The sequence below is a fragment of the Pseudomonas sp. TH07 genome, from assembly GCF_016651285.1.
In the GTDB taxonomy this organism is placed as follows: domain Bacteria; phylum Pseudomonadota; class Gammaproteobacteria; order Pseudomonadales; family Pseudomonadaceae; genus Aquipseudomonas.
Window position 1 is genome coordinate 1267326 of the sequence record NZ_JAEKED010000001.1, and the last position, 24565, is coordinate 1291890.

Below are 24565 nucleotides of genomic sequence, written 5' to 3' on the forward strand. Positions count from 1 at the left end.
GCAAAACCCTGCAACCCTTGGACGACGGGCCGTCGGTTACCCGGGACTATTCTTGGCAATTCGCGGTCAGAGGCGCACACCTTGAAACCGCTTGGTGCCCGAATACCCCCAAGGAGCCCGAATGCCTGTTTCCCGCGTTACCCAGGACCGCTGGCTGGACCTCAATGATGTGCTGCGCGACCTGCTCAGCCAGGGCCTGCTCAACCAGGACTCGGCCGAACGCGCACTGAGCAGCCGGCGCAACGCCGCCAACAGCCAGCTGCACCCTCTGGAATTTCTGGCCGGCCAGCAACTCGATGATCAGCGTCGCCCCGGACGCAGCCTGGACTTGGAAAGCCTGACCCTGTGGCTGGCACAACGCGCGGGCCAGCCCTACCTGCGAATCGACCCGCTGAAAATCGATGTCGCCAGCATCACGCCGCTGATGTCCTACGCCTTTGCCCAGCGCCACCAGATTCTCGCGGTGGCCATCGACCCCCATGGGGTCACCGTGGCCAGCGCACAGCCTGATGTGAACGCCTGGGAAGCCGACCTGGCCCATGTCCTGAAACTGCCCATCAAGCGTGTCGTGGCCAACCCGGCGGATATCCAGCGATTCACCCAGGAGTTCTACCGCCTGGCCAAGTCGGTCAGCGGCGCCAACACCGAACGCAAGATGCACAGCCTGGGCAACTTCGAACAACTGCTCAACCTCGGCGCCAGTGACCAGCAGCCCGACGCCAACGACGCCCATATCGTCAATATTGTCGACTGGCTGTTCCAGTACGCCTTCCAGCAGCGCGCCAGCGATATCCATATCGAGCCCCGCCGCGAGCAGGGCACGGTACGCTTTCGCATCGACGGGATACTGCACAACGTCTACCAGTTCCCGCCCCACGTCACCGTGGCCATCGTCAGCCGCCTGAAGAGCCTGGGGCGAATGAACGTCGCGGAAAAACGCAAACCCCAGGATGGCCGGGTCAAGACCAAGACCCCGGATGGCGCTGAAGTGGAACTGCGCCTGTCGACCCTGCCCACCGCGTTTGGCGAAAAAATGGTGATGCGCATCTTCGACCCGCAGGTGTTGCTCAAGGACTTCGACCAGCTCGGCTTCGGCGCCGAGGACCTGCTGCGCTGGCAGGACATGACCCGCCAGCCCAACGGCATCATCCTGGTCACCGGCCCCACCGGCTCGGGCAAGACCACCACCCTGTACACCACCCTCAAGCAACTGGCGACGTCCGAGGTCAACCTGTGCACCATCGAGGACCCGATCGAGATGGTCGAGCCGGCGTTCAACCAGATGCAGGTCCAGCACAATATCGACCTGACCTTTGCCAGCGGCGTGCGCGCCCTGATGCGCCAGGACCCGGACATCATCATGATTGGTGAAATTCGCGATCTGGAAACAGCGGAAATGGCGATCCAGGCCGCGCTCACCGGACACCTGGTGCTGTCCACGGCACACACCAACGATGCCCCTGGCGCCATCAACCGGCTGCTGGAACTCGGCGTGCCCCATTACCTGATCAAGGCCACGGTGTTGGGGGTCATGGCCCAACGCCTGGTACGCACCCTGTGCCCGCACTGCAAGGCACCGCAGAAGCTGGGCGCAGATGACTGGCAGGCCCTGACCCACCCCCGGCAATTGCCCCTGCCCGAACATGCCTGCCGCGCCGTTGGCTGTGCGGAATGCCGGGACACCGGCTACCACGGGCGGGCCGGGGTGTACGAGATCATGCAGATGAGCGACAGCCTCAAGGCCCTGATCAGCCGCGACACCGACCTCCTGGCCTTGCGCCGCCAGGCGGCCAGGGACGGCATGCGCAGCTTGCGCCTATCGGGCGCGCAGAAGGTCGCTGCCGGCCTGACCACCCTGGAGGAGGTGTTGCGCGTCACACCGCAAAGCGAGCAGCCCTAGCCCCCGAACTCCTCCCAGTCGATGACCCCGACCTTGTCATTGGGCTGGATATCCAGCACCGCGCCATCGGCACGCTGCTGCAGAATGGAACGCCCCACGGACAGCTTCTTGCGGGTCTGATGGTTAACCGCGGTGGACTCGCGGGTCGGGCTGAACAGCAGGCGGTCCGGCGCTTCCTGGCGCACCCGCATGCCTGCCGGGTAATGCCATTCCCCGAGCTGCACCGGCTGGGCCAGGACACCCGACCATTGGCGTAACTGTTGGTTTTCATCCAGGTCCAGGGTCAGCGACAGGAACTGCATGCCCTGGTAGGCCACGGGACTCGGCACCTCGCCGTCGGTGCGCACGATAAAGCCGGAGGACTCGTGGAACACCTGGCTGCCCGCGGGCCAGGTGACATCGGCCAAGCGGGCATCCGGGCTCATGTGGCATTCATCGAAGCGCCAGCGGCTGGGAAAGGTCCGGTCTTCGACGGTGCGGTCAAAGCTGACCCAGCCGCCACCCTTGCAGGGCCAGCCGGCGATCTGTTGGTCGCCCACCAGCAACAGTTTTGAAAAGTAGTAATGCGGCGGCATGTCTATTTCGCTGACCTGCAGGCCCAGCACCGACTGCGGCGTCTTGAACGTCGCATAAGCGACGCTTTGCAGGCCCGACAGCTGCGACTCCCCCTTCCAGTCCACCGGGTCCAGGGTATCGAGCTTGACCAGGGTCCCGGCCGGGAAGTGCAGTTCGTCCAGTTGAAGATCCGCTTGCAACCGCGGGTTCAGCGCCTGGGTCCGCTCTTGTTGCGCGACGGAAAGGGCCACCATACCCCACACAAACTTGAGCCCCAGGCCGACGAAAAACAGCATGGCCAGGGTCAGGGGCACGTGCAGCCACAGGCGCTTGCGCAGTCGCTGGCGTTTTTCCGGGTGGCGCAGCGCCATGACCAGGGACACCAACCCTGCCGCGCTGGCGCCGCAGAGGATCAGCAACAGGTACAGGTACATGAACGCGATGGGGCTGGGGCCGAAAATCAAAGGTGAACATCCGTGCTCTGGCAGAAGCCGCGCATCGTGCCAAATTTTCCCCGGCGGGCATACCGCTGGATCACACGCTGGGCAGTTGAAACACGCACTCGCCGGCCAAACACCCACCACAGGTCGAAAACCTTCTTCCCATGCCACGGAACTCCTTCAGGTCGTCTGTAATCAAATTGTTCAGATACCCCCAGTCGGAGTCACCCACCATGCGTCTAAAAATAGCTGTCGCGACACTTGCCTTGCTCTCCCTTCCTGTCGGTTCGGCAATGGCCGACAGCTTCTGGCGTAACGTCATTTCCTCCGGTGCCACCACCGGTTCCACCTACCTGACCTTCAAGGATCACAAACTGATCGTTGCGGCGCAGGACGACGCGGGCAGTTTCGTTGCCAGCGACGGCGGGATCCGTGGCCCGTACCTGGAAGCTGCCATGCAGAAAGTCCGGGCCGATAACCCGGGCCTGCAGGCAACGGACATGGAACTGGCCAACGCCATCCTGGCCAAAAACGCGGTCGCGCAAGAGTGATCGCGGTTGTGAGATAAAAGTTGTGAGATAAAAAATGCCGCTCCCATGAGCGGCATTTTTTTGCCTGTTTTTTGATCAGTCCGCCCTCAGCGATAGGCATCCACCGGCACGCAAGCGCAAAACAAGTTGCGATCGCCATAGACGTTATCGACCCGATTCACTGTCGGCCAGTACTTGTGGCTGCGGGTATGGGCGCTGGGCAGCACCGCCTGTTGAATGCTGTAGGGCCGCTCCCAGACTCCGGTGATATCGGCCAGGGTATGGGGCGCACCCTTGAGCGGGTTGTCGTCGGCTGGCCAGTGGCCGTCCTGGACCAGGGCGATCTCCGCGCGAATGCTCAGCATCGCCTCGATAAACCGATCCAGCTCGGCCTTGGACTCGCTCTCCGTGGGTTCGACCATCAGGGTTCCCGGCACCGGAAAGGACATGGTCGGCGCATGAAAGCCGTAATCCATCAGGCGCTTGGCCACGTCCTCCTCGCTGATTCCGGTCTGGGCCTTTAGCGGTCGCAGATCGAGGATGCATTCATGGGCCACCCGCCCATTGCGCCCGCTGTAGAGCACCGCAAAGGCCCCGCTCAACTGCTCCGCCAGGTAATTGGCCGCCAGGATCGCCACCTCGCTGGCATCCACCAATTGCGGGCCCATCATCGCGATGTACATCCAACTGATGGGCAAGATGCTCGCGCTGCCCCAGGGCGCCGCGCTGACCGCATCGTTGCCTGGCAACGGCCCCTCCAGCGGCACCACCGGATGATTGGCGACAAACGGCGCCAAGTGCGCCCGCACGCCGATCGGCCCCATGCCCGGACCACCGCCGCCATGGGGAATGCAAAAGGTCTTGTGCAGATTCATGTGGGAGACATCGGCGCCGATATCCGCCGGCCGGGCCAGGCCGACCTGGGCATTGAGGTTGGCTCCGTCCATGTACACCTGGCCGCCATGGCTGTGGATAACTTCGCAGATTTCGCGCATGCCCTCCTCGTACACGCCATGGGTCGATGGATAGGTCGCCATCAGGCAGGCCAGTTGCTCGCCGGCGGCCTGGGCCTTGGCCTTGAGGTCTTCAAGGTCGACGTTGCCCGCAGCGTCGCATTCGACAATCACCACCTGCATCCCGGCCATCTGCGCCGAAGCCGGGTTGGTGCCGTGGGCCGAGGCTGGAATCAGGCAGATATCACGCCCCGCCTGCTGCCGGCTGGCGTGGTACTTACTGATCGCCAACAACCCGGCGTACTCGCCCTGGGCCCCGGAATTGGGTTGCATGCAGATGGCATCGAAACCGGTGATCGCACACAGCCAGCGCTGCAATTCGTCGATCATCAGCCCATAGCCCACCGCCTGCTCCAGGGGAGCAAAGGGATGCAGGTTGGCAAATTGCGGCCAGGTGATGGGGATCATCTCGCTGCTGGCGTTGAGCTTCATGGTGCAGGAGCCGAGCGGGATCATCGATTGGTTGAGCGCCAGGTCCTTGTTTTCCAGCTGCTTGAGGTAGCGCAGCATCCGGGTTTCGCTGTGGTGCGCGTTAAACACCGGGTGGGTCAGGTAGCGGCTGCTGCGCAGCAGCTCGGGGGGGATTCCACCGGGCAGCGCCTGGGCATCGAGTTCGGCCAACTGCAACCCGTGGTCGGCCCCCAGGAACAGGTCGAACAAGCGGGCCACGGTGCTTTCGTCGCAGCCCTCATCCAGGCTCAGGCCCAATTGCCCGCGCCCGAGAATCCGCAGGTTGATCTGCGCCGCCTTGGCGCTTTCGATGATCGCCGTCTGGCTCCCGCCCACCTCCAGGGTCAGGGTGTCGAAAAAATGCCGATTGAGCCGGGTGATACCATGGCGCTCCAGCCCGGCGGCCAGGATGCAGGTCAGCCGGTGCACCCGTTGGGCAATGCGTTTGAGGCCCTCGGGGCCGTGATACACCGCGTAGAAACCGGCGATATTGGCCAGCAGCACCTGGGCCGTGCAGATATTGGAATTGGCCTTCTCGCGACGGATATGTTGCTCGCGGGTTTGCAGGGCCATGCGCAGGGCCACATTGCCCCGGGCGTCCCGCGACACGCCGATGATCCGGCCCGGCATGGCTCGCTTGTACTCGTCACGGCAGGCAAAAAAGGCCGCATGGGGTCCGCCGTACCCCATAGGCACGCCAAAGCGCTGGGATGAGCCGAGCACCACGTCAGCCCCCTGCTCGCCCGGCGGCGTCAACAGCAGCAGGCTGAGCAGGTCGGTGGCGACACAGGCCAGGGCATGCTGCCCGTGCAGGTGGTCGATCAGCGGACGCAGGTCGCGTATCTCGCCATGGGTGTCCGGGTATTGCAGCAAGGCCCCGAACACCTGCTGCCCCGGCAAGTTATCCACAGCGTCGACCACCAGCTCGAAGCCAAACCCTTCGGCCCGGGTGCGAACCACGGAAATCGTCTGCGGGTGGCAGTTATGGTCGACAAAGAAGCGGTTGCTGGTGGATTTGGCGACCCGCCGGGCCAGGGCCATGGCTTCGGCCGCCGCAGTGGCTTCATCCAGCAGCGAGGCATTGGCCAGCTCCAGGCCGGTCAGGTCGATGGTCAGTTGCTGAAAATTGAGCAGGGCCTCGAGCCGGCCCTGGGCGATTTCCGGTTGGTAGGGGGTGTAAGCGGTGTACCAGCCGGGGTTCTCCAGCACGTTACGCAGAATCACCCCCGGGGTCAGAGTGGCGTGGTAGCCCATGCCGATCAGGCTGGTCCAGACCTGGTTCTGCTCGGCGTAGCCACGCAGCTTGGCCAGGGCCGCCTCTTCGTCCAGGGCTGGCGGCAGTGCCAGCGCTCCCTTGAAGCGAATCCCCGGCGGCACTGTCTGCTCGATCAGCTCGGTCCGGCTGCCCAGCCCCAGGCTGTCGAGCATCGCCTGCTGCTCGGCGGCATCGGGCCCCAGGTGGCGGCGTAAAAAAGCGTTCGGATCGCGCAATTGGCTCAAGGACGGCAACTGGGACATGACGGGCTCTCTCTTAAGTGGCGCTCAACGTCGATGCAACACGGTCAAGCCAGCATAGCAGCCGCTTTCGGGCGTCGACGCGCTGGCGCCGTCGCCGAATCGGTACCATTATGCTGGGCGTCAGCGCGCCAGCCTCGGCGCGCACCCTGCCTGTTTCTACCCTCTGCTTACCGGGTGCACCCTCGTCATGAGCCAACTGCCTTTCCTGCCGTTTTCCAAACCCACCATCGATGAAGCCACCATCGCCGCTGTCGGCGACGTCCTGCGCTCGGGCTGGATCACCAGCGGGCCCAAGGTCCAGGCCTTCGAAGCCCAGCTCTCGGAGTTCTTCGGCGGACGCCCGGTGCGCACCTTCAACTCCGGCACCTGCACCATGGAGATCGCCCTGCGCATCGCCGGCATCGGCCCCGGCGACGAAGTCATCACCACCCCGATCTCCTGGGTGGCCACGGCCAACGTGATTCTGGAAGTCGGCGCCACTCCGGTATTTGCCGATATCGACCCGATCACCCGCAACCTCGACCTGGCCCAGGTGGAGGCGGCGATCACCCCGCGCACCAAAGCCATCATCCCGGTGTATCTGGCCGGGTTGCCGGTGGACATGACGCGCCTCTACGCCCTGGCGCGCAAGCACGGCCTGCGGGTGGTGGAAGACGCCGCCCAGGCCCTGGGTTCGAGCTGGGACGGCCAGCGCATCGGCGCCAGCGGTGACTTTGTGTCATTCAGCTTCCAGGCCAACAAAAACGTCACCTCGTCCGAGGGCGGCTGCCTGGTGCTGAACACCCCCGAAGAAGTGCGCCTGGCCGAGAAGTACCGCCTGCAAGGCGTCACCCGCAACGGTTTCGACGGGCTGGATGTGGATGTCCTGGGCGGCAAGTTCAATATGACCGACGTCGCCGCCGCCATCGGCCTGGGGCAGTTCGCCCATATCGAACACATCACCACCCATCGCCGTGAACTGGCCCGCTACTACTTCGACTGCTTCGGCAGCGATTTCGAGGCCACCTACGGCGCCCAACTGCCGCCGGCGGACTTCAGCAACAGCAACTGGCACCTGTTCCAATTGGTGCTGCCTGAACGCCGGGACGGCAAGCCCGCCCGCGCCAGCTTTATGGAGCAGATGCAGGAACGCGGCATCGGGATCGGCTATCACTACCCGCCCATCCACCTGCTGAGCCTGTACCGCAAACTCGGCTTCAAGGAGGGCATGTTCCCGGTGGCGGAACGGGTCGGGCGCCTGATCGTTTCGCTGCCGATGTTCACCAGCATGAGCAAAAGCGACGTCGAGCGCTCGGTGGCGGCGGTCAAGGCCGTGCTGAAAGACGCCTGATACGGCGCCCATAAAAAAGCCTCGAATGATCGAGGCTTTTTTCTTCCAAGGGCTTACTCGCCGATGGCGGCCTTGTAGCCGGCAGCATCCAGCAGCTTGTCCAGGTCTGCGGCATTGCTTGGCTTGAGCTTGAAGATCCAGGCGCCATACGGGTCGCTGTTGAGCAGCTCGGGGCTGGCGCTCAGCTCTTCGTTGATGGCAATCACTTCGCCCGCCACCGGTGCGTAGATATCGGAAGCCGCCTTGACCGACTCCACCACGCCCGCCTGATCCCCTGCACCGAACACGGTGCCGACTTCGGTCAGCTCGACGAATACCACGTCGCCCAAGGCTTCCTGAGCGTGGTCGCTAATACCCACGGTCACGCTGCCATCGGCTTCCACACGGGCCCATTCATGACTTTCGGCAAAACGCAGGTCGGCAGGGATATCGCTCATATTCTGTGTCCTCAAGAAGAAATGTCAGCGGCTGACTGCCCGCCGGAAAAAGTTAGATCAGGGTTTTGCCATGGCGCACGAAGGTCGGCTTGACCACTCGAACCGGGTACCACTTGCCACGGATTTCCACTTCTGCACGGTCGGCGGTGGCCATCGGCACCCGCGCCAGTGCGATCGATTTGCTCAGCGTAGGGGAGAAACTACCACTGGTGATCTCACCTTCGCCAACATCTGTGATGCGAACCACCTGGTGCGCTCGCAAAACACCGCGTTCTTCCAGGACCAGGCCCACCAGCTTCTGCTTCACTCCGCTCGCCCGCTCGGCTTCCAGTGCGGTGCGACCGATGAATTTGCGTGAGGCCGGCTCCCAGGCAATGCTCCAGGCCATGTTGGCCGCCAGGGGCGACACGTCCTGGTGAATGTCCTGGCCGTACAGGTTCATCCCGGCCTCGAGACGCAAGGTATCGCGGGCGCCAAGGCCGATAGGGGAAATGCCTGCGCCCACCAGGTCGTTGAAGAATGCCGGGGCCTGATCGGCCGGAAACATGATTTCCAGACCATCCTCGCCGGTATAGCCAGTACGGGCGATAAACCAGTCACCGTCGAAACGGCCTTCGAATGGCTTGAGCTGGTGGATCAACGCGCCACGGGCCTGGGTCACCAGTTCGGCGATCTTGTGCCGCGCCTGGGGGCCCTGGATGGCGAGCAACGCCAGGTCCGAGCGTTCGCGCAACTGCACCTGGAACGCCCCCAGCTGCGCCTGCATCCAGGCGATATCCTGGTCGCGAGTGGCGGCGTTGACCACCAGCCGGTAACCGTCTTCGGTGCGGTAGACCAGCATATCGTCGACGATGCCGCCACGTTCGTTGAGCATGGTGCTGTACAAAGCCTGCCCGGGGCTTTGCAGGCGCTCGACATCATTGGCCAGCAGATACTGGAGCCAGGCCTTGGCCTGGGGGCCGCTGATGTCGATCACGGTCATATGGGATACATCGAAAACACCGCAGTCACGGCGCACCTCATGGTGCTCCTCGACTTGCGAGCCGTAATGCAGAGGCATGTCCCAACCGCCAAAATCGACCATCTTCGCGCCAAGGGCGAGGTGAAAGTCATACAGAGGCGTGCGCTGTCCCATGGGTTTCTCCTTCCGGGCGTGGCGAAGGTGCGGACCGCCGCTGCACGAGTGAAAGCCTTGAAATAGATGGCTTTCAGCCGATTCCAGCCAGCAGATCCGAAGATGGACCGCACCGAATGCCGCGCATTGTAGCCGCAAGGTTGAGGACTGGCACCTAACCGATTCGATGAGCCGAGCGGCGGATCAAGCCAATGACCGGCAACAACCCGACCAGAACCAGGGTCAAGGCCGGCAGCGAAGCACGCGCCCACTCCCCTTCGCTGGTCATCTCGAAGATCCGTACCGCCAGCGTGTCCCAGCCGAACGGGCGCATCAGCAGGGTGGCGGGCATTTCCTTGAGCACATCGACGAACACCAGCAACGCGGCGCTGAGGGTTCCGGGCAGCAGCAACGGCAGATACACCTTGCAAAACAGTCGTGGCCCGCTGACCCCCAGGCTGCGGGCAGCTTCCGGCAAGGACGGACGGATCCGCGCCAGGCTGTTTTCCAGCGGCCCATAGGCCACCGCGATGAAGCGCACCAGATACGCCAGCAACAGCGCACAGAGGCTGCCCAGCAGCAGCGGCTTGCCGGCGCCGCCGAGCCAGCTCGACAGCGGGATCACCAGCTCGCGGTCCAGGTAACTGAACGCCAGCATGATTGACACCGCCAGCACCGAGCCCGGCAGCGCATAGCCGAGGTTGGCCAGGCTGACCCCGGTACGGATCGCCCGGGTCGGCGCGAGGCGCCGGGCAAACGCCAGCAGCAGGGCCACGCTCACCGTGATCAGCGCCGCCATGGCCCCCAGGTAAAGGGTGTGCACGATCAACCCGGCATAGCGCTCGTCGAGGTCGAAGCGTCCACGCTGCCAGAACCACACCACCAGCTGCAGCAGCGGAATCACGAAGGCGCAGGCGAAGACCAGCAGGCACCAACTGCTGGCTGCCAGGGCCTTGAGCCCGCGCAGGTGGTACAACGCCTTGCCCCGCGGCCGCTCATTGCCTGCACGGCTGGCGCCACGGGCGCGACGCTCGCCGTACAGCACCAGCATCACCGCCAGCAGCAACAGACTGGCCAGTTGCGCGGCGCTGGACAGGCTGAAGAAGCCATACCAGGTCTTGTAGATAGCGGTGGTGAAGGTGTCGAAATTGAACACGGCGACCGCGCCGAAATCGGCCAGGGTCTCCATCAATGCCAAAGCCACGCCGGCGCCGATGGCCGGGCGCGCCATGGGCAGTGCCACGCGCCAGAACGCCTGCCACGGCGACTGGCCCAATACCCGCGCGGCCTCCATCAGGCCCTTGCCCTGGGCCAGGAATGCGGTGCGCGCCAGCAGGTAGACATAGGGGTAGAACACCAGCACCAGCACCAGGATCACTCCGCCGGTGGAACGCACCCGGGGCAGGCGCAACCCGCTGCCGAACCACTCACGCAGCAGGCTTTGCACCGGGCCGGAAAAATCCAGCAGGCCGACAAAGACAAAGGCCAGCACATAAGCCGGAATCGCGAACGGCAGCATCAGCGCCCAATCCAGCCAACGCCGACCGGGAAACTCACAGAGGCTGGTCAACCACGCCAGGCTGACCCCGAGCAGGGTCACGCCGACACCCACCCCCAACACCAGGACCAAGGTGTTGCCCAGCAGCCTCGGCATCTGGGTTTGCCACAGGTGCGACCAGATCTGCTGGTCGACCACCTGCCAGGACAGCAGCAGGACGCTCAGCGGCAGCAGGACCAGGGCGGCAATGGCGAAGACCAGGGGATACCAGCGGCGTTGGGCGGGATGGGCCACAAAAAACTCTCGGGCAGGTGGGACAGGCAAAAAGGCTTGCGGATCGCCGGGGCGAGGAGCGTGCTCGCACCCGGCGGTATCGCCGCCCCTTTAAAGCAAACGCCCCGCATAGGCGGGGCGCAGTATAACGGCAGGCTCAGTTCCAGCCAGCGCGGTCCATCAGGCGAATGGCTTCGGCCTGGCGCTTGCCGGCCACTTCCACCGGCAGGGTATCGGCGACGAACTTGCCCCAACTGGCCACTTCAGCCGACGGCTGCACTGCCGGGTTGGCCGGAAATTCCTGATTCACGTCGGCGAAGATCTTCTGCGCTTCCGGGGTGGTCATCCACTCCACCAGGGCCTTGGCGGCTTCCGGGTGCGGCGCATGCTTGGTCAGGCCGATGCCCGACAGGTTGACGTGCACCCCACGGTCGCCCTGGTTCGGCCAGAACAGCTTCACCGCCAGATCCGGCTTCTGCTTGTGCAGGCGGCCGTAGTAGTAGGTGTTGACGATACCGACGTCGCATTGCCCGGCATTGATCGCTTCCAGCACCGCGATGTCGTCGGAGAACACATCGGTGGACAGGTTGTTGACCCAGCCCTTGACGATCTCTTCGGTTTTCTCCGCGCCATGGGTTTCGATCAGCGTGGCCGTCAGCGACTGGTTGTAGACCTTTTTCGCCGTGCGCAGGCACAGTCGGCCTTCCCATTGCTTGCCGGCCAGGGCTTCGTAAGTGGTCAAGTCACCCGGTTTAACGCGGTCGGTGGAGTAGGCGAGGGTCCGCGCGCGCAGGCTCAGGCCCGTCCAAGCGTGGGCCGAGGAGCGGTATTGCAGGGGAATATTGGCGTCGATCACCTTGGAGGTGAACGGTTGCAGAATGCCCATCTGCTCGGCTTGCCAGAGGTTGCCGGCATCCACGGTGAGCAGCAGGTCGGCGGTGGCGTTTTCACCCTCGGCCTTGATCCGCTGCATCAGGGGCGCTTCCTTGTCGGTGATGAACTTGACCTGTACCCCGGTTTTTTTGGTGTAGGCATCAAACACCGGCTTGATCAGCTCGTCGATACGCGAGGAGTAGACCACCACCTCATCGGCCGCCTGGGCGGTTCCGCCGATAAGGGTGAGTGCCAGGGCAGTCAGTAGACGCTTCGGTGCCAACATGGGAGCGGTCTCTCGATATCAAAGTGAGGCCAAATGATAAGGACTCACATTTACCTTCTCAAACCGAACGTGTCCTTGAGGCGTTACCAGATGTTGCACCGAACGCAATGGGCGCAGAGCCGAGGGGTTCAGGCCTTGGCCAATGCCGGCAGATCGCCGCTCAACCCCAGCGCCTGACGCACAAACAGCGCCTTGGCTTCGGGCATCTGGTCGACGATTTTCAACCCGGTGTTGCGCAGCCAGCGCAACGGCAGCGGGTCTGCCTGGAACAAACGTTCAAAGCCTTCCATCGCCGCCATCAACGCCAGGTTGTGCGGCATGCGCCGGCGTTCGAAACGGCTGAGCACCTTCACATCGGCCAGGCGCTCGCCACGGCTGTGTGCGCGCAGCAGTTCTTCGGCCAGCACCGCCGCATCGAGAAAGCCCAGGTTGACGCCTTGCCCGGCCAGCGGGTGGATGGTGTGCGCGGCGTCGCCGATCAGCGCCAGGCCCTCGGCCACGTAGCGCTTGGCATGGCGCTGGCGCAGCGGCACGCAGAGCCGTGGGTCGGCGCTCAGCACCGTGCCCAGGCGACCCTCGAAGGCGCGCTCCAGCTCGCGGCAGAACACCTCGTCGTCCAGCGCCATGAGGCGCTCGGCCTCGCCTGGCGTGGTCGACCAGACAATCGAGCACCAGTCCTGCTGCCCATCGCGCTCCAGCGGCAGAAACGCCAAGGGGCCGTTATCGGTGAAACGCTGCCAGGCGGTCAGTTGGTGCGGCTGGCTGCTGCGCACGCTGGTGACGATGGCGTGGTGCAGGTAATCCCACTCGCGAGTGGCGCAACCGGTCAGGCGCCGCACCGCCGAGTTGGCGCCATCGGCCGCGATCACCAGGGGCGCGCGCAGCACCCGGCCATCGGCCAGGGTCAGCAGCCAGTCATCCCCGGAGCGCCGCATCTGCTCCAGGCGCGCATTGGCCAGCAGGCCCAGGTCGCATTCGTGCAAACGCTCGAGCAAGGCGTCCTGGACCACGCGGTTCTCAACGATATGCCCCAGCACCTCGGCATGCACGCTGGCCGCCGAAAAGTGGATCTGCCCTGTGCCACTGCCATCCCAGACCTGCATCTGCGCGTAAGGGCTGGTGCGGCGTCGGGCAATCCCCTCCCAGACGCCCAGGCGTTGCAGGATCCGCTGGCTGGCCGCCGACAAGGCACTCACCCGCGGCTCGAAGGGCGCCTCGGCAGCGAAGGGTTTGACCGTCAGCGGGCTGCCATCGAGCAGCAGGACTTCCAGCCCACTGTCCTGCAAGGCCAGCGCCAGGGCGCTACCGACCATTCCGGCACCGACAATCAGCAGATCTGCGCGCATTTCCATGCTTTAAGCCTGTCTCGCTTGCGGCTTGAGCCGCACGTAAAGGGTTTTATCGACCCGCGCCACCAAGGTGCCGTCGCCGTCGTGGATATCCACCTGCAACAACGGCAGGTACTTCTCGCCACTGGCGGTGTGCTGACGGATCTGGTCGAGCAGGGCCTGGTCGATCGTGAACCGGGCGAACACCGGGCATTTGCCCGGGGCGATGAAATCAATGGTGGCGGCCTTGTCCCAGACGATGTACTCGCGGCCGAGGTTTTCCATCAGCATCAACATGAAAAACGGGTCGACCATGGCGTACAGGCTGCCGCCGAACTGGGTGCCGACATAGTTGCGGTTGTACCAGCCCAGGCCCATGGACACCCGGACCTCACGAAAATCCGCGCTGATGTGGCGGACCCGCACCCCGGCACCGAGGTACGGCGGATACAGGCACATGATCCAGCGCAGCAGGCGCGCCTTGCCCAGGCGCTGGTTCAGCCACTTAAGCATCCGGGCGCGTGCCCAGGCCCATGGCCTGACGGGCAAACCAGCGCTTGGCCGGAGGCAAGAGATCCAGCCCCAGCAGGCCGATATTGCGCCCCAGGGACACCAGCGGCTGCTTGCTGCCAAACAGGCGGGTGACCTGGTCGGAGAAGCCCACGGTCAGGGTCTGATCCTGGCGCTGGCGTTCGCGATAAGCCTGCAAGGTGGCGAAATCCCCTGGCGAATCCTGGCTGGCCAGCAACGCATCGGCCAGGGCCTGGGCATCGCGCAGAGACAGGTTGAAGCCCTGGCCGGCAATGGGATGCAGGCTGTGGGCGGCGTTGCCGAGGACGGCCAGGTGCGGGCGCACCTGTTCTTCGGCCTCCACCAGTGACAGCGGATAAAGATGCCGCGCGCCCACTTGCTTGAGGGTGCCCAGGCGATAACCGAAGACGCCCTGCAGCTCGCTGAGGAAGCTGCGGTCATCCAGGCTGGCCAGGCGCTGCGCATCCATCCCCAGGCGAGTCCAGACCAGGGCGCAGCGATTTTCCGGCAGGGGCAGCAAGGCCATCGGCCCATCATCGGTAAAACGCTCGAAGGCCATGCCGTTGTGGGCTTCGCTGGGGGTGATGTTGGCGATCAGCGCGCTCTGGTTGTAAGGGCGATTCTTGACCCCGATCCCCAGTTGCTCGCGCAACCCGGAGCGGCCGCCATCGGCCAATACCGCCAGCTCGCATTCCAGGGTGGTCTCGTCATTCAGGGTCAGGCGGTAGCCGTCCGGCAACGGCTCCATGCGCGTGACTTCAGCCGGGCAGCGCCAATTGATCACGTCCTTGTCCAGGGCCTGCCACAGGCACTGGCCAAGCCAGGCGTTCTCCACCACATAACCGAGGGCCGGAACCCCCTCCTCCATGGCCGACAGACGCGCGGTGGAAAACCGCCCACGGTCGGAGACATGAATCTGCTTGATCGGCTCGGCGCGACGGGAAATTTCCTGCCACACACCCAGCCGCTGATAAATCTGTCGCGCGCCAAAGGACAGCGCCGAGGAGCGGGCGTCATAGCTGGGCTGGTAACTGTCGCCGGGGGCGAAGGGTTCGATCAGCACGATCTTCCAGCCCCGGGCCTTGGCCCCGGCCTGCAACGCCAACGCCAGGCTGGCGCCGACCAGGCCGCCACCGATGATCGCCAGATTGACCCGGGTCATGCGACCTGGGCCCGTGCGGCGGCCATCAGTGCTTCGATCTCGGCGACCGTCTTCGGCACGCCACCGGTGAGAATCTCACAACCTTGCTTGGTCACTACCACGTCATCCTCGATGCGCACGCCAATGCCGCGCCACTTCTTCGCCACGTTCTGATTGTCCGGGGCAATGTAAATCCCCGGCTCCACCGTCAGCGCCATGCCGACCTCCAGCACCCGCCATTCGCCGCCGACCTTGTACTCGCCGACGTCGTGCACATCCATGCCCAGCCAGTGCCCGGCGCGGTGCATGTAAAACGCCTTGTAGGCTTCGCTGGCGATCAGTTCGTCGACATCGCCTTCGAGCAAACCCAACTGCACCAGGCCCTGGGTGATCACTTGCACCGTGGCCTCATGGGCCTGGTTCCAGTGCTTGTTCGGTGCAATCTCGGCAAACGCCGCTTCCTGGGAAGCCAGGACCAATTCGTAGATCGCCTTCTGCTCCGGCGAAAACCGACCGTTGACCGGCCAGGTACGGGTGATGTCGCTGGCGTAGCAATCGATCTCGCAACCGGCATCGATCAGCACCAGGTCACCGTCCTTGAGCAGCGCGTCATTCTGCTGGTAATGCAGGATGCAGCTGTTGCGCCCGGCGGCGACGATGGAACCGTAGGCCGGCATCTTCGCCCCGCCCTTGCGGAACTCGTAGTCCAGCTCAGCTTCCAGACTGAACTCATGCAGACCGGCTCGGCTGGCCTGCATGGCGCGGATATGGGCCTGGGCGGAAATTCGCGCGGCTTCACGCATGACCTTCACTTCTGCCGCCGATTTATACAGGCGCATGTCGTGCAGCAGATGATCCAGGGCAACGAATTCGTTCGGCGGCTGGGCGCCGAGGTGCGCTTTAGAGCGGATGACGTTGATCCAGTCCATCAGGTGCCGGTCGAATTCCGGATTGCTGCCCATGGCCGAATAGACCCGGTCACGCCCTTCGATCAGGCCCGGCAGGATGTCGTCGATGTCGGTGATGGGGAAGGCATCGTCAGCGCCGTAGTCGCGCATCGCGCCTTCCTGGCCAGCCCGCAGGCCGTCCCAGAGTTCACGCTCGGCGTTGCGCTCACGGCAGAACAGCACGTACTCGCCATGCTCGCGGCCCGGCATCAGGACGATGACCGCCTGGGGCTCGGGGAAACCGCTGAGGTATTGGAAGTCGCTGTCCTGGCGGTACACGTGCTCGACATCGCGATTGCGGATCGCCACGGCGGCGGCCGGCAGAATCGCGATGCTGTTGGGTTCCATCTGCGCCATGAGCGCCTTGCGGCGGCGGGTGTATTCCGATTTCGGGATATGGATCATGGGCAGACGGACTTCCCTATCAAGCAGTTAGTGCAAAGACGGCTTGGCAGCCGGTTCAACTTTTTTGTTGGTCTCGGTGAACAACAGCAAGGGGGCGACCCGCAGGTACTCCATCACTTCCATATAGTCGCTTTCGCCGTCATCGGATTCTTCCAGGGCATCTTGCACCTGGGCGATCGCGGCAAGGTCTTGCAACACTTCGGTGGCTTCGGTGCTCAGGGCGCTGCTGTCGCGGGAGTTCAAGCCGAAACCGCTGAGGAAGCCCTGGCACCACTGGCCCAGTGCCGCGGCACGTTCGGTCAGGGGCGCATCGTCGCTGGGCAACAGCAGAACCACGGTCATGTCATCGCTGGTCAGCTCGCCCTTGACCATTTCCTGCAGGCCGATCAAGGCGTTGCGCACGTTGTCTTGTGGTTCGCCTTCGAGCAGTTCGGCGGCGTCGATCAACCAGCCGTCGACATCAAAGCCGGCGCCGGCGCAACTGCGACCGAGCAACAGGCCGTGCAATTCGGCTGGCGAGACAGGGTGACCGCTGCTGGTGAGCAGGGTGGCGAAGGCGTTGTACGGAGAATTCTGAATGGGCATGGGCAGCTAGGCGCCAAGCGGCGCAATGTCTAGAATGGAGGCCTTGTATCGTAGCATCGGCGGACGCGCCAAGACCATCAAGGCCGTCAACTCGTTTGCCCAGCCTGTTGCCACTCATCAGACAAATCCAGTGGGATCCAATGGAAGACACCGACCTGCAAGCGCTGATGGCCAGACTCGAATTGCTAATTACCAGGGTCGAGCAACTAAAGAGTCAAAACGCACTCTTATTAGCTCAGGAAAAGACCTGGCGCGAGGAACGCGCGCACCTCATTGAAAAAAATGAAATCGCCCGGCGTAAGGTCGAATCGATGATTTCGCGCCTCAAGGCCCTGGAGCAAGACTCATGAGTTCAAGCAATAGCGTAACCGTGCAGATCCTCGACAAAGAGTATTCGATCATCTGCCCTCAGGAAGAGCGCAGCAACCTGGTGAGCGCCGCCCGTTACCTGGACGGCAAGATGCGCGAGATTCGCAGCAGCGGCAAAGTCATAGGCGCCGATCGCATCGCCGTCATGGCCGCCCTCAACATTACCCACGATTTGCTGCACAAGCAGGAGCGCCCCGACATACAGGCCAGCGGTTCGACCCGCGAGCAAGTACGCGACCTGCTGGAACGCGTCGATCTGGTCCTGGCGACCGATCCGGAACAACCCAAAGCTGATTCCTGAAGGCGGTTGCGGTATACTCCCGCCACTCCCTGGGGTGCTTGCCAGTTGACGATGTCCCTGAGCCGATTCGCACTACCCTGGAGGTTGCACGTTGGGCTGGTGTGCATGTCCGCTAGACGGAAAGCCTTAAAGCCTACTGCATCTTCCACCTTGAACTTTCGGGTTCAAGGGCTAAGTCGACAGCGGTTCATCCGGGGAGCCTGAATTGCAAACCAATGCCAGCCATCGTGCTGGCATTGTTGTTTCTGCCGCCGGCCGTTTAGCGGTAGGCTGGGCCATCCGAACCCAGCTCCCACGGCCTGCCCCCATGACCGACGCCCCCTCTCCCGCCCGCAACTTCGTCGCCTGCTACGCCGCGCGCGGCGTGCCCTCAGCCCCAGCGAGCAGCGCCAGGCCGCACGCGGGCTGTATCGACAGCTGGCGCAAAACCCGCTGTTCCGCCGGGCGCGGCATATCTCCCTGTACCTGCCCACCGACGGTGAAATCGACCCGCGCCTGCTGCTGCGCGCCGCCCAGCGCCGGGGCAAGGCCACCTACCTGCCGGTACTCAGCGCCTGGCCCAGGACCAAGATGGTGTTCCAGCGAGTACGTCCGGGAGAGAAGCTGCGGCCCAATCGTTTCCGGATTCTTGAACCGCGGGTGAATGTCGCACGCCAGCGCAAGGTCTGGGCCCTGGACCTGGTGCTATTGCCGTTGGTCGGTTTCGACGATGTGGGGGGGCGCCTGGGGATGGGCGGCGGCTTCTATGACCGCAGCCTGGCGTACCTGGCCCGGCGCCAGAATTGGCGCAAGCCGACGCTATTGGGCCTGGCCCATGAGTGTCAGAAGGTCGAGCGACTGGATCAGGCGAGCTGGGATGTGCCGTTGCAGGCTACGGTGACAGACGGGCGGTGGTATTTTGCAGAGCAGGCGCCACTTGAAGGCAGCGGCGCCTGAGACGGGATCAACGCTTGAAGGGTTGCTGCTGTTGCGCGAGCTCGATCGGGGCATCGGCTTTACTGGCCCACAGGCTCTGCGCATAGCCAGTGGTCACCACACCCAAACCGAACAAAATAACCAAAATCCATAGTAAATCCGGTTTGCGTTTCATCGATTGCCCCCCTAAGGCCTATCACACACGATGACAGCAACGGCTTGCGTAATAGTCCGTGCAGCAGCGTCAAGCTTAAAATCCCGGCATTCTGCGATAACGTGAACCGACACGCAAATGCTGACGTCAACCGACTGTCGGTTTGTCATAAAATTGCCAGACAACTTGCCCACAGCCCTCGAGGAGCGCAAAAAATGGCCTATTGGCTGATGAAGTCCGAGCCCGAAGAACTCTCGATCAAGGGCCTGGAAAAGCTCGGCGAAGCCCGTTGGGACGGGGTGCGCAATTACCAGGCACGCAACTTCCTGCGGGCCATGGCGGTGGGCGACCTATTCTTCTTCTATCACTCCAGTTGCCCGGAGCCCGGGATCGCCGGCATCGGGCAGATCATCGAAGCCGCCTACCCGGACCCAACGGCCCTGGACCCGCAAAGTCCCTACTTCGACGCCAAGGCCACGCCGGAAAAAAATGCCTGGAGTGCAATCACCGTTGCCCATGTCGAGACTTTCTCCCAGGTGTTGCGCCTGGACTATTTGAAACAACAGGCCGCCCTCGACGAAATGCCGCTGGTACAAAAAGGCAGCCGCCTCTCGGTGATGCCGGTGACCGCCGAGCAATGGGCCGCGGTACTGGCCCTGCGCTGATCCACGGCAAGCCGTGCCGCGCACCGCTCGCGGCACGCGCCCACGGTTTTTATCTCGAGAACCCGGCAGTCATCGCGCACAACCATGCATCGTCTGGCCAATAGGGTTAGGCTTACGGCTTTCATTTGACGGGTATCAAGTCGCCTAACGGCGTCTACCGTCAGACTTGGACGCTATAAGCCGCAGGATGCACCTATGTCGACGAACCATCGTTCTTCCCGCCTTTTCGCCATTTCTTTATTGGTCCTGCTGCTCGCTGCCGGCGGCTTCGGTTATTGGAAGTCGCTCAGCGATCGCCTGCCCGAAGGCCTGAGCATGGGCAACGGTCGGCTCGAAGCCACAGAAGTGCAGATCGCCAGCAAGATCCCCGGGCGCCTGGCGGAAGTGCGGGTCAACGAAGGTGACAAAGTCCTGCAAGGCCAACTCCTCGCGCGCATGGACACCCGCACCCTGGAGGCCCAGCGCACCCAGGCGGAAGCGGAAGTGCTGCGGGCGCGGGAAAACTTCGCGGCCGCCGAAGCCAACGTGCAACTGCGCCAGAGCGAGTTGTTGCTGGCCAACCAGGAATTCAAGCGCTCCCAGGAGCTGTTCAAGCGCGGCTTCGCCAGCCAGCAGATCATCGACCAGCAACAGGCCCGCCTGAACACCGGGAACGCGGCCGTGCTGGCCGCCAGGTCCCAGGTCGCGGCGGTCCAGGCCGCCATCGGCGCCGCCCAGGCCCAGGTTGCGCAGCTCACCAGCGAGATCGACGACAGCAGCCTGCGTGCGCCTATCGACGGCATTATCCAGCTGCGCCTGGCCGAGCCAGGCGAAGTCCTGGGTGCCGGCGGCCGGGTCCTGCTGCTGATTGACCCCAATGACCAGTACATGAACCTCTACCTGCCCGCCTCGGTCACCGGTCGCCTGACCGTTGGCTCGGACGCGCGGATTCTGCTCGACGCCCTGCCCGATCAGCCGCTGCCGGCAAAAATCACCTTTGTCGCGGCCAAGTCCCAGTTCACCCCCAAAGAAGTCGAGACCCGTGACGAGCGGCAGAAGCTGGTGTTCCGGGTAAAACTGCGGCTGACCGAGCCGAGTGCCGTGCCTCAGGCCAAGCCGGGCATGCCCGGCGCCGGCTATGTGCGCACCGCGACCGTGGACTGGCCGGCTAACCTGCAATGACCGCCCTGGCGCTGCAAGCCACGGGGATCAACCATCGCTATGGGCAACAGCAGGCCCTGATCGACATTGCCTTCAGCCTGCCGGCGGGCACCCGCTGCGGGCTGATCGGCCCGGATGGGGCCGGCAAGTCGAGCCTGCTGGGCCTGATCGCCGGGGTCAAAAAGCTGCAACAGGGCCAGCTCGAAGTGCTGGGCGGCCCCATCGAGCAGCGCCGGCACCGCAACAGCCTGTATCCCCGCATCGCCTTCATGCCCCAGGGCCTGGGCGGCAACCTGTACCCCGAACTGTCGATCAGCGAAAACATCCGCTTCTTTGCCACCCTGTTCGGCCTGTCGAAAGCCGAATGCGAGCAGCGCATGCATGGCCTGCTGCTGGCCACCGACCTGCTGCGCTTCGCGGAGCGGCCGGCGGGCAAGTTGTCCGGCGGCATGAAGCAGAAGCTCGGACTGTGTTGCGCCCTGATCCACGAGCCGGACCTGCTGATCCTCGATGAGCCGACCACCGGCGTCGACCCCCTGTCCCGCCGGCGCTTCTGGGAGTTGGTGGAAGACGTGCGCAGCCAGCGCCCGCAGCTGACCCTGCTGGTCGCCACGGCGTATATGGAAGAAGCCGAACAGTTCGAACACTGCCTGATGCTCGATCGCGGCAAGCTGATCGCCCAGGGCCTGAGCCGCGAGCTGGCGGCGGCAACCCCCAGCGGTAAGCTCGACGAAGCCTTTACCCATTTCCAGGGTGACAGCGGCCATAACAATGAGCCGCTGGTGATCCCGCCGCGCCCCGGCGACAACCACGACATCGCCATCGAAGCCCACGAGCTGACCCTGCGTTTCGGCGATTTCACGGCGGTGAACAAAGTCAGCTTCGCCATCGGCCGCGGCGAGATTTTTGGCTTCCTGGGCTCCAATGGCTGTGGCAAGACCACCACCATGAAAGTCCTGACCGGGCTGATGCCGGCCACAGAAGGCAGCGCCAAACTGCTGGGCAACCCGGTCAACGCCAAGGACCTGGCAACCCGCAAACGCGTGGGTTTCATGTCCCAGAGCTTCTCGCTGTACGGCGAACTCAGCGTGCGCCAGAACCTGGTGCTGCACGCCCGGCTATTCGACCTTCCGGCCAGTGAAAGCGCGCCGCGTATCGAAGAACTGATCCAGCGTTTCGACCTCGGCGCCATCGCCGAGCAGCAGTCCGGCGCCCTGCCCCTGGGCCTGCGGCAACGCCTGTCGCTCGCGGTGGCAGTGCTGCATCGTCCGGAAGTGCTGATCCTCGATGAACCGACCTCGGGCGTCGACCCGGCGGCACGCGATGACTTCTGGCGCCTGCTGATCGAGTTGTCGCGCGAGCAGGGGGTGACGATTTTCCTGTCCACCCACTTCATGAACGAAGCCCAGCGCTGCGACCGCATTTCCCTGATGCACGCCGGCAAGGTACTGGCCTGCGACACCCCCGCCGCGCTGCAACAGCAGTTCGCCGGCGATACCCTGGAAGCCGCCTTCGTGACCTGCCTGGAGCAGGCCCAAGGCGCCGCCGACGCCGCACCGACGCCAGCCCCTGCGGCAGAAACCACCCAGGCCCCGAGCAGCGTACCGCCAAGCAAACCCGGTTTCAGCCTGGCCCGCCTGCTGGCAGTGGCCACCCGCGAGGGCAAGGAATTGCTGCGCGACAAGGTGCGCCTGGGCTTTGCCCTGCTGGGGGCGATTTTCATGATGGTGATCTTCGGCTACGGCATTTCCCTGGATGTGGAGAAGCTGGCTTTCGCCGTCTACGACCAGGACCAGACGCCGCAAAGCCGCGCCTACCTGGAGGCGTTTCGCAGCTCGCGGTACTTTCAGGAACAGCCGCCGATCCGCGATTCGGCCGAACTGCACCGACGCCTGCAGCGCTCGGAAATCAAGCTGGCACTGGAAATCCCCCCCGGTTTCGGCCGCGATCTGTACGCCGGGCGCCAACCGGCGGTGGCGGCCTGGCTGGATGGCGGTATGCCGTTTCGCGCCGAAACCAGTCGCAACTATGTCGAGGCCGTGCACCAGGCCAACCTGGAGCAACTGGCCGAACAAAGCAGCCCGGCCTACAACCCGCGCCCTGCGGCCCGGCTGGAAACACGCTTTCGCTACAACCAGGACGTGGTCAGCGTGAATGCCATCGGCCCCGGGGTGATGGCGCTGATCCTGGCGTTTATCCCGGCGATGCTGACGGCGCTGGGGATTGTCCGCGAGAAGGAACTGGGCTCGATCACCAACTTCTACGCCACACCCCTGACGCGCCTGGAGTTTCTCCTGGGTAAGCAGGCGCCGTACCTGGCGGTCAGCCTGATCAACCTCGGCCTGCTGGTGGCGATGAATCGCTGGCTGTTTGGGGTGCCCTTCAAGGGCAGCGGCCTGACCCTGGCCTTCGGCGGCATGCTTTATGTGCTGGCCACCACCAGCATGGGCTTGCTGATCTCGGCATTCACCCGGACCCAGATCGCGGCGATCCTCGGCACCATGATCATCACCAGCCTGCCGACAATCCAGTTCTCCGGGCTGATCGTGCCGCGCTCGTCCCTTGAAGGCGCGGCGGCCTTTATGGGGCAGATGTTCCCTGCCGGCTATTTCCTCGATATCGCCGTCGGCACCTTCACCAAAGCCCTGGACCTGCGCCAACTGTGGCCGCAGTGCCTGGCGCTGTTCGGGTTCTTCCTCGGCTTCACCGGGCTCAGCCTGGCCATGCTGAAAAAGCAGGAGGTCTGATGCACCAGCTCACCCACATCCTGCGCCTGGGCCTCAAGGAGCTCACCAGCCTGCGCCACGACAGCGTGCTGCTGCTGTTCCTGCTGTACGCCTTCACGGTGGCGATCTACATGCCTGCGGCCGGCTCGGTCATCGGCGTGCACAATGCCAGCGTGGCCCTGGTGGACGAGGACCACAGCCACCTCTCCCGGCAGTTGGCCGAAGCCCTGCAACCGCCCGAATTCCAGAGCGCGGTGGCGCTGCCCTACGATCAGTTGGACAAGGTCATGGACAGTGGCCAGTACACCTTCGTGATCAACGTACCGGCCAACTTCCAAAGCGATCTGCTGGCCGGGCGCGAGCCCGCGGTGCAGGTCAACGTCGATGCCACGGCCATGAGCCAGGCGTTCATGGGCGCCGGCTATATAGGACGGATCTTCCAGCGCGAACTGCTGACCTACGGCGGCCAGAACGAAGCGACCAGCAAGGCGCCCGCCCTGCTGACCACGCGCGCGCTGTTTAACACCAACCTCGAAGGGGGCTGGTTCCTGGCGGTGATCCAGATCGTCAATAACATCACCATCCTCGCCATCGTCCTCACCGGCACCGCCCTGCTGCGCGAACGCGAGCACGGCACCCTGGACCACTTGCTGGTGCTGCCGCTGACGGCACTGGAAATCATGCTGGCAAAAATCTGGAGCAACATGCTGGTGGTGGTGCTCTGCACCTGGATCTCGCTGGAGGTGATCGTCAAAGGTGCCCTGGGGGTGCCGCTGGCGGGCTCGATGACCTTGTTTTTGCTGGTGACCGCGCTGTACCTGTTCGCCAGCACCGCCCTGGGGATTTTCCTCGCGACCCTGGCCCGTTCCACGCCGCAGTTCGGCCTGCTGGCGATTCCGGTGATCATCCCGATGCTGCTGTTATCGGGCGGCAGCACGCCGCTGGACAGCATGCCGCAGTGGCTGCAATGGGTGATGCAGGGCTCGCCGTCGACGCATTTCGTCAGCCTGAGCGCGGCGATCCTGTTTCGCGACGCCGGGGTCAGCGTGGTGTGGCCGGACCTGTTGGCCCTGGCGGGGATCGGCCTGTTGTTCTTCGCCATTGCCCTGGCGCGCTTTCGCAAAAGCCTGGCCTCATAGCC

22 protein-coding genes and 1 other RNA gene are annotated in these 24565 nt (G+C 63.9%); 11 read left to right on the top strand and 12 right to left on the bottom strand.

The features are described 5' to 3' along the window. Window positions 1–121: 121 nt before the first annotated feature. Entirely contained in the window at window positions 122–1900 is a 1779-nt protein-coding gene (locus JFU57_RS06055) for a GspE/PulE family protein (RefSeq protein ID WP_201128485.1), read from the top strand. On the opposite strand, the gene JFU57_RS06060 is transcribed toward JFU57_RS06055, so the two are convergent. Beyond that, window positions 1897–2919 (bottom strand): hypothetical protein, encoded by a 1023-nt coding sequence (locus JFU57_RS06060; protein ID WP_201128487.1) that lies wholly within the window; start codon window positions 2917–2919, stop codon window positions 1897–1899. The genes JFU57_RS06055 and JFU57_RS06060 overlap by 4 nt on opposite strands. Window positions 2920–3128: 209 nt before the next feature. Here JFU57_RS06060 and JFU57_RS06065 point away from each other — a divergent pair, with 209 nt between their 5' ends. Then, the gene (locus JFU57_RS06065; protein WP_020295913.1) at window positions 3129–3446 is read left to right on the top strand and encodes a DUF2388 domain-containing protein; all 318 of its coding nucleotides are present in this window, start codon (window positions 3129–3131) and stop codon (window positions 3444–3446) included. Window positions 3447–3532: 86 nt separating this feature from the next. Here the strand turns inward: JFU57_RS06065 and gcvP are convergent, their stop codons facing one another. Next, window positions 3533–6406 (bottom strand): aminomethyl-transferring glycine dehydrogenase, encoded by a 2874-nt coding sequence (gene gcvP, locus JFU57_RS06070; RefSeq protein WP_201128492.1) that lies wholly within the window; start codon window positions 6404–6406, stop codon window positions 3533–3535. A gap of 187 nt (window positions 6407–6593) precedes the next feature. Here gcvP and JFU57_RS06075 point away from each other — a divergent pair, with 187 nt between their 5' ends. After that, a complete protein-coding gene (locus tag JFU57_RS06075) occupies window positions 6594–7736 on the top strand; it encodes a DegT/DnrJ/EryC1/StrS family aminotransferase (protein WP_078470537.1) in 1143 nt (380 codons plus the stop codon). 53 nt (window positions 7737–7789) lie between these two features. On the opposite strand, the gene gcvH is transcribed toward JFU57_RS06075, so the two are convergent. The 9 genes from gcvH to JFU57_RS06120 form a co-directional block, all read right to left on the bottom strand. Next, a complete protein-coding gene (gene gcvH, locus JFU57_RS06080; protein WP_020295916.1) occupies window positions 7790–8173 on the bottom strand; it encodes a glycine cleavage system protein GcvH in 384 nt (127 codons plus the stop codon). A 52-nt stretch (window positions 8174–8225) separates the two neighbouring features. Continuing rightward, the gene (gene gcvT, locus JFU57_RS06085) at window positions 8226–9308 is read right to left on the bottom strand and encodes a glycine cleavage system aminomethyltransferase GcvT (protein WP_078470536.1); all 1083 of its coding nucleotides are present in this window, start codon (window positions 9306–9308) and stop codon (window positions 8226–8228) included. 154 nt (window positions 9309–9462) lie between these two features. Further along, window positions 9463–11079 (bottom strand): ABC transporter permease subunit, encoded by a 1617-nt coding sequence (locus tag JFU57_RS06090; protein ID WP_201128493.1) that lies wholly within the window; start codon window positions 11077–11079, stop codon window positions 9463–9465. A 136-nt stretch (window positions 11080–11215) separates the two neighbouring features. Continuing rightward, a complete protein-coding gene (locus tag JFU57_RS06095; protein ID WP_078470534.1) occupies window positions 11216–12217 on the bottom strand; it encodes an extracellular solute-binding protein in 1002 nt (333 codons plus the stop codon). Window positions 12218–12345: 128 nt separating this feature from the next. After that, entirely contained in the window at window positions 12346–13563 is a 1218-nt protein-coding gene (locus JFU57_RS06100; RefSeq protein WP_201132082.1) for a 2-octaprenyl-3-methyl-6-methoxy-1,4-benzoquinol hydroxylase, read from the bottom strand. Window positions 13564–13572: 9 nt separating this feature from the next. Then, the gene (locus JFU57_RS06105) at window positions 13573–14058 is read right to left on the bottom strand and encodes a DUF4442 domain-containing protein (RefSeq protein ID WP_201128494.1); all 486 of its coding nucleotides are present in this window, start codon (window positions 14056–14058) and stop codon (window positions 13573–13575) included. Beyond that, window positions 14051–15238 carry a 2-octaprenyl-6-methoxyphenyl hydroxylase gene (gene ubiH / locus JFU57_RS06110; RefSeq protein WP_201128496.1) on the bottom strand — a complete coding sequence of 396 codons (1188 nt, stop codon included), beginning with the start codon at window positions 15236–15238 and terminating at the stop codon, window positions 14051–14053. Before ubiH ends, JFU57_RS06105 begins: the two co-directional genes overlap by 8 nt. After that, complete coding sequence (gene pepP / locus JFU57_RS06115; RefSeq protein ID WP_201128498.1) at window positions 15235–16569, bottom strand: Xaa-Pro aminopeptidase; 1335 nt, start codon at window positions 16567–16569, stop codon at window positions 15235–15237. Before pepP ends, ubiH begins: the two co-directional genes overlap by 4 nt. A 27-nt stretch (window positions 16570–16596) precedes the next feature. Continuing rightward, entirely contained in the window at window positions 16597–17154 is a 558-nt protein-coding gene (locus tag JFU57_RS06120; RefSeq protein ID WP_078470529.1) for a YecA/YgfB family protein, read from the bottom strand. A 140-nt stretch (window positions 17155–17294) separates the two neighbouring features. On the opposite strand from JFU57_RS06120, the gene JFU57_RS06125 reads away from it, so the two are divergent. The 4 genes from JFU57_RS06125 to JFU57_RS06140 all read left to right on the top strand — a co-directional run bounded on the left by JFU57_RS06125 (window position 17295) and on the right by JFU57_RS06140 (window position 18760). Then, the gene (locus JFU57_RS06125) at window positions 17295–17504 is read left to right on the top strand and encodes a TIGR02449 family protein (RefSeq protein ID WP_007940359.1); all 210 of its coding nucleotides are present in this window, start codon (window positions 17295–17297) and stop codon (window positions 17502–17504) included. Beyond that, on the top strand, window positions 17501–17824 hold the full coding sequence (locus JFU57_RS06130; protein WP_020295926.1) for a cell division protein ZapA: 324 nt from the start codon (window positions 17501–17503) through the stop codon (window positions 17822–17824). The genes JFU57_RS06125 and JFU57_RS06130 overlap by 4 nt, the downstream gene beginning before the upstream one ends. A 23-nt stretch (window positions 17825–17847) precedes the next feature. After that, a non-coding RNA gene (gene ssrS, locus JFU57_RS06135) (6S RNA) lies at window positions 17848–18026 on the top strand. 68 nt (window positions 18027–18094) lie between these two features. Beyond that, the gene (locus tag JFU57_RS06140) at window positions 18095–18760 is read left to right on the top strand and encodes a 5-formyltetrahydrofolate cyclo-ligase (RefSeq protein ID WP_201132083.1); all 666 of its coding nucleotides are present in this window, start codon (window positions 18095–18097) and stop codon (window positions 18758–18760) included. Between the two features lie 7 nt (window positions 18761–18767). Here JFU57_RS06140 and JFU57_RS06145 read toward each other — a convergent pair whose 3' ends face one another. Then, the gene (locus JFU57_RS06145; RefSeq protein ID WP_178102934.1) at window positions 18768–18914 is read right to left on the bottom strand and encodes a hypothetical protein; all 147 of its coding nucleotides are present in this window, start codon (window positions 18912–18914) and stop codon (window positions 18768–18770) included. Window positions 18915–19108: 194 nt separating this feature from the next. Here JFU57_RS06145 and JFU57_RS06150 point away from each other — a divergent pair, with 194 nt between their 5' ends. The 4 genes from JFU57_RS06150 to JFU57_RS06165 all read left to right on the top strand — a co-directional run bounded on the left by JFU57_RS06150 (window position 19109) and on the right by JFU57_RS06165 (window position 24563). Next, on the top strand, window positions 19109–19558 hold the full coding sequence (locus JFU57_RS06150) for an EVE domain-containing protein (protein ID WP_078470527.1): 450 nt from the start codon (window positions 19109–19111) through the stop codon (window positions 19556–19558). Between the two features lie 195 nt (window positions 19559–19753). Then, window positions 19754–20719 (top strand): HlyD family secretion protein, encoded by a 966-nt coding sequence (locus tag JFU57_RS06155; protein ID WP_078470526.1) that lies wholly within the window; start codon window positions 19754–19756, stop codon window positions 20717–20719. Continuing rightward, window positions 20716–23445 carry a ribosome-associated ATPase/putative transporter RbbA gene (gene rbbA / locus JFU57_RS06160; protein WP_201128500.1) on the top strand — a complete coding sequence of 910 codons (2730 nt, stop codon included), beginning with the start codon at window positions 20716–20718 and terminating at the stop codon, window positions 23443–23445. The genes JFU57_RS06155 and rbbA overlap by 4 nt, the downstream gene beginning before the upstream one ends. Then, window positions 23445–24563, top strand: a complete 1119-nt coding sequence (locus JFU57_RS06165) for an ABC transporter permease (protein WP_201128502.1) — start codon at window positions 23445–23447, stop codon at window positions 24561–24563. Before rbbA ends, JFU57_RS06165 begins: the two co-directional genes overlap by 1 nt. Window positions 24564–24565: the final 2 nt, after the last annotated feature.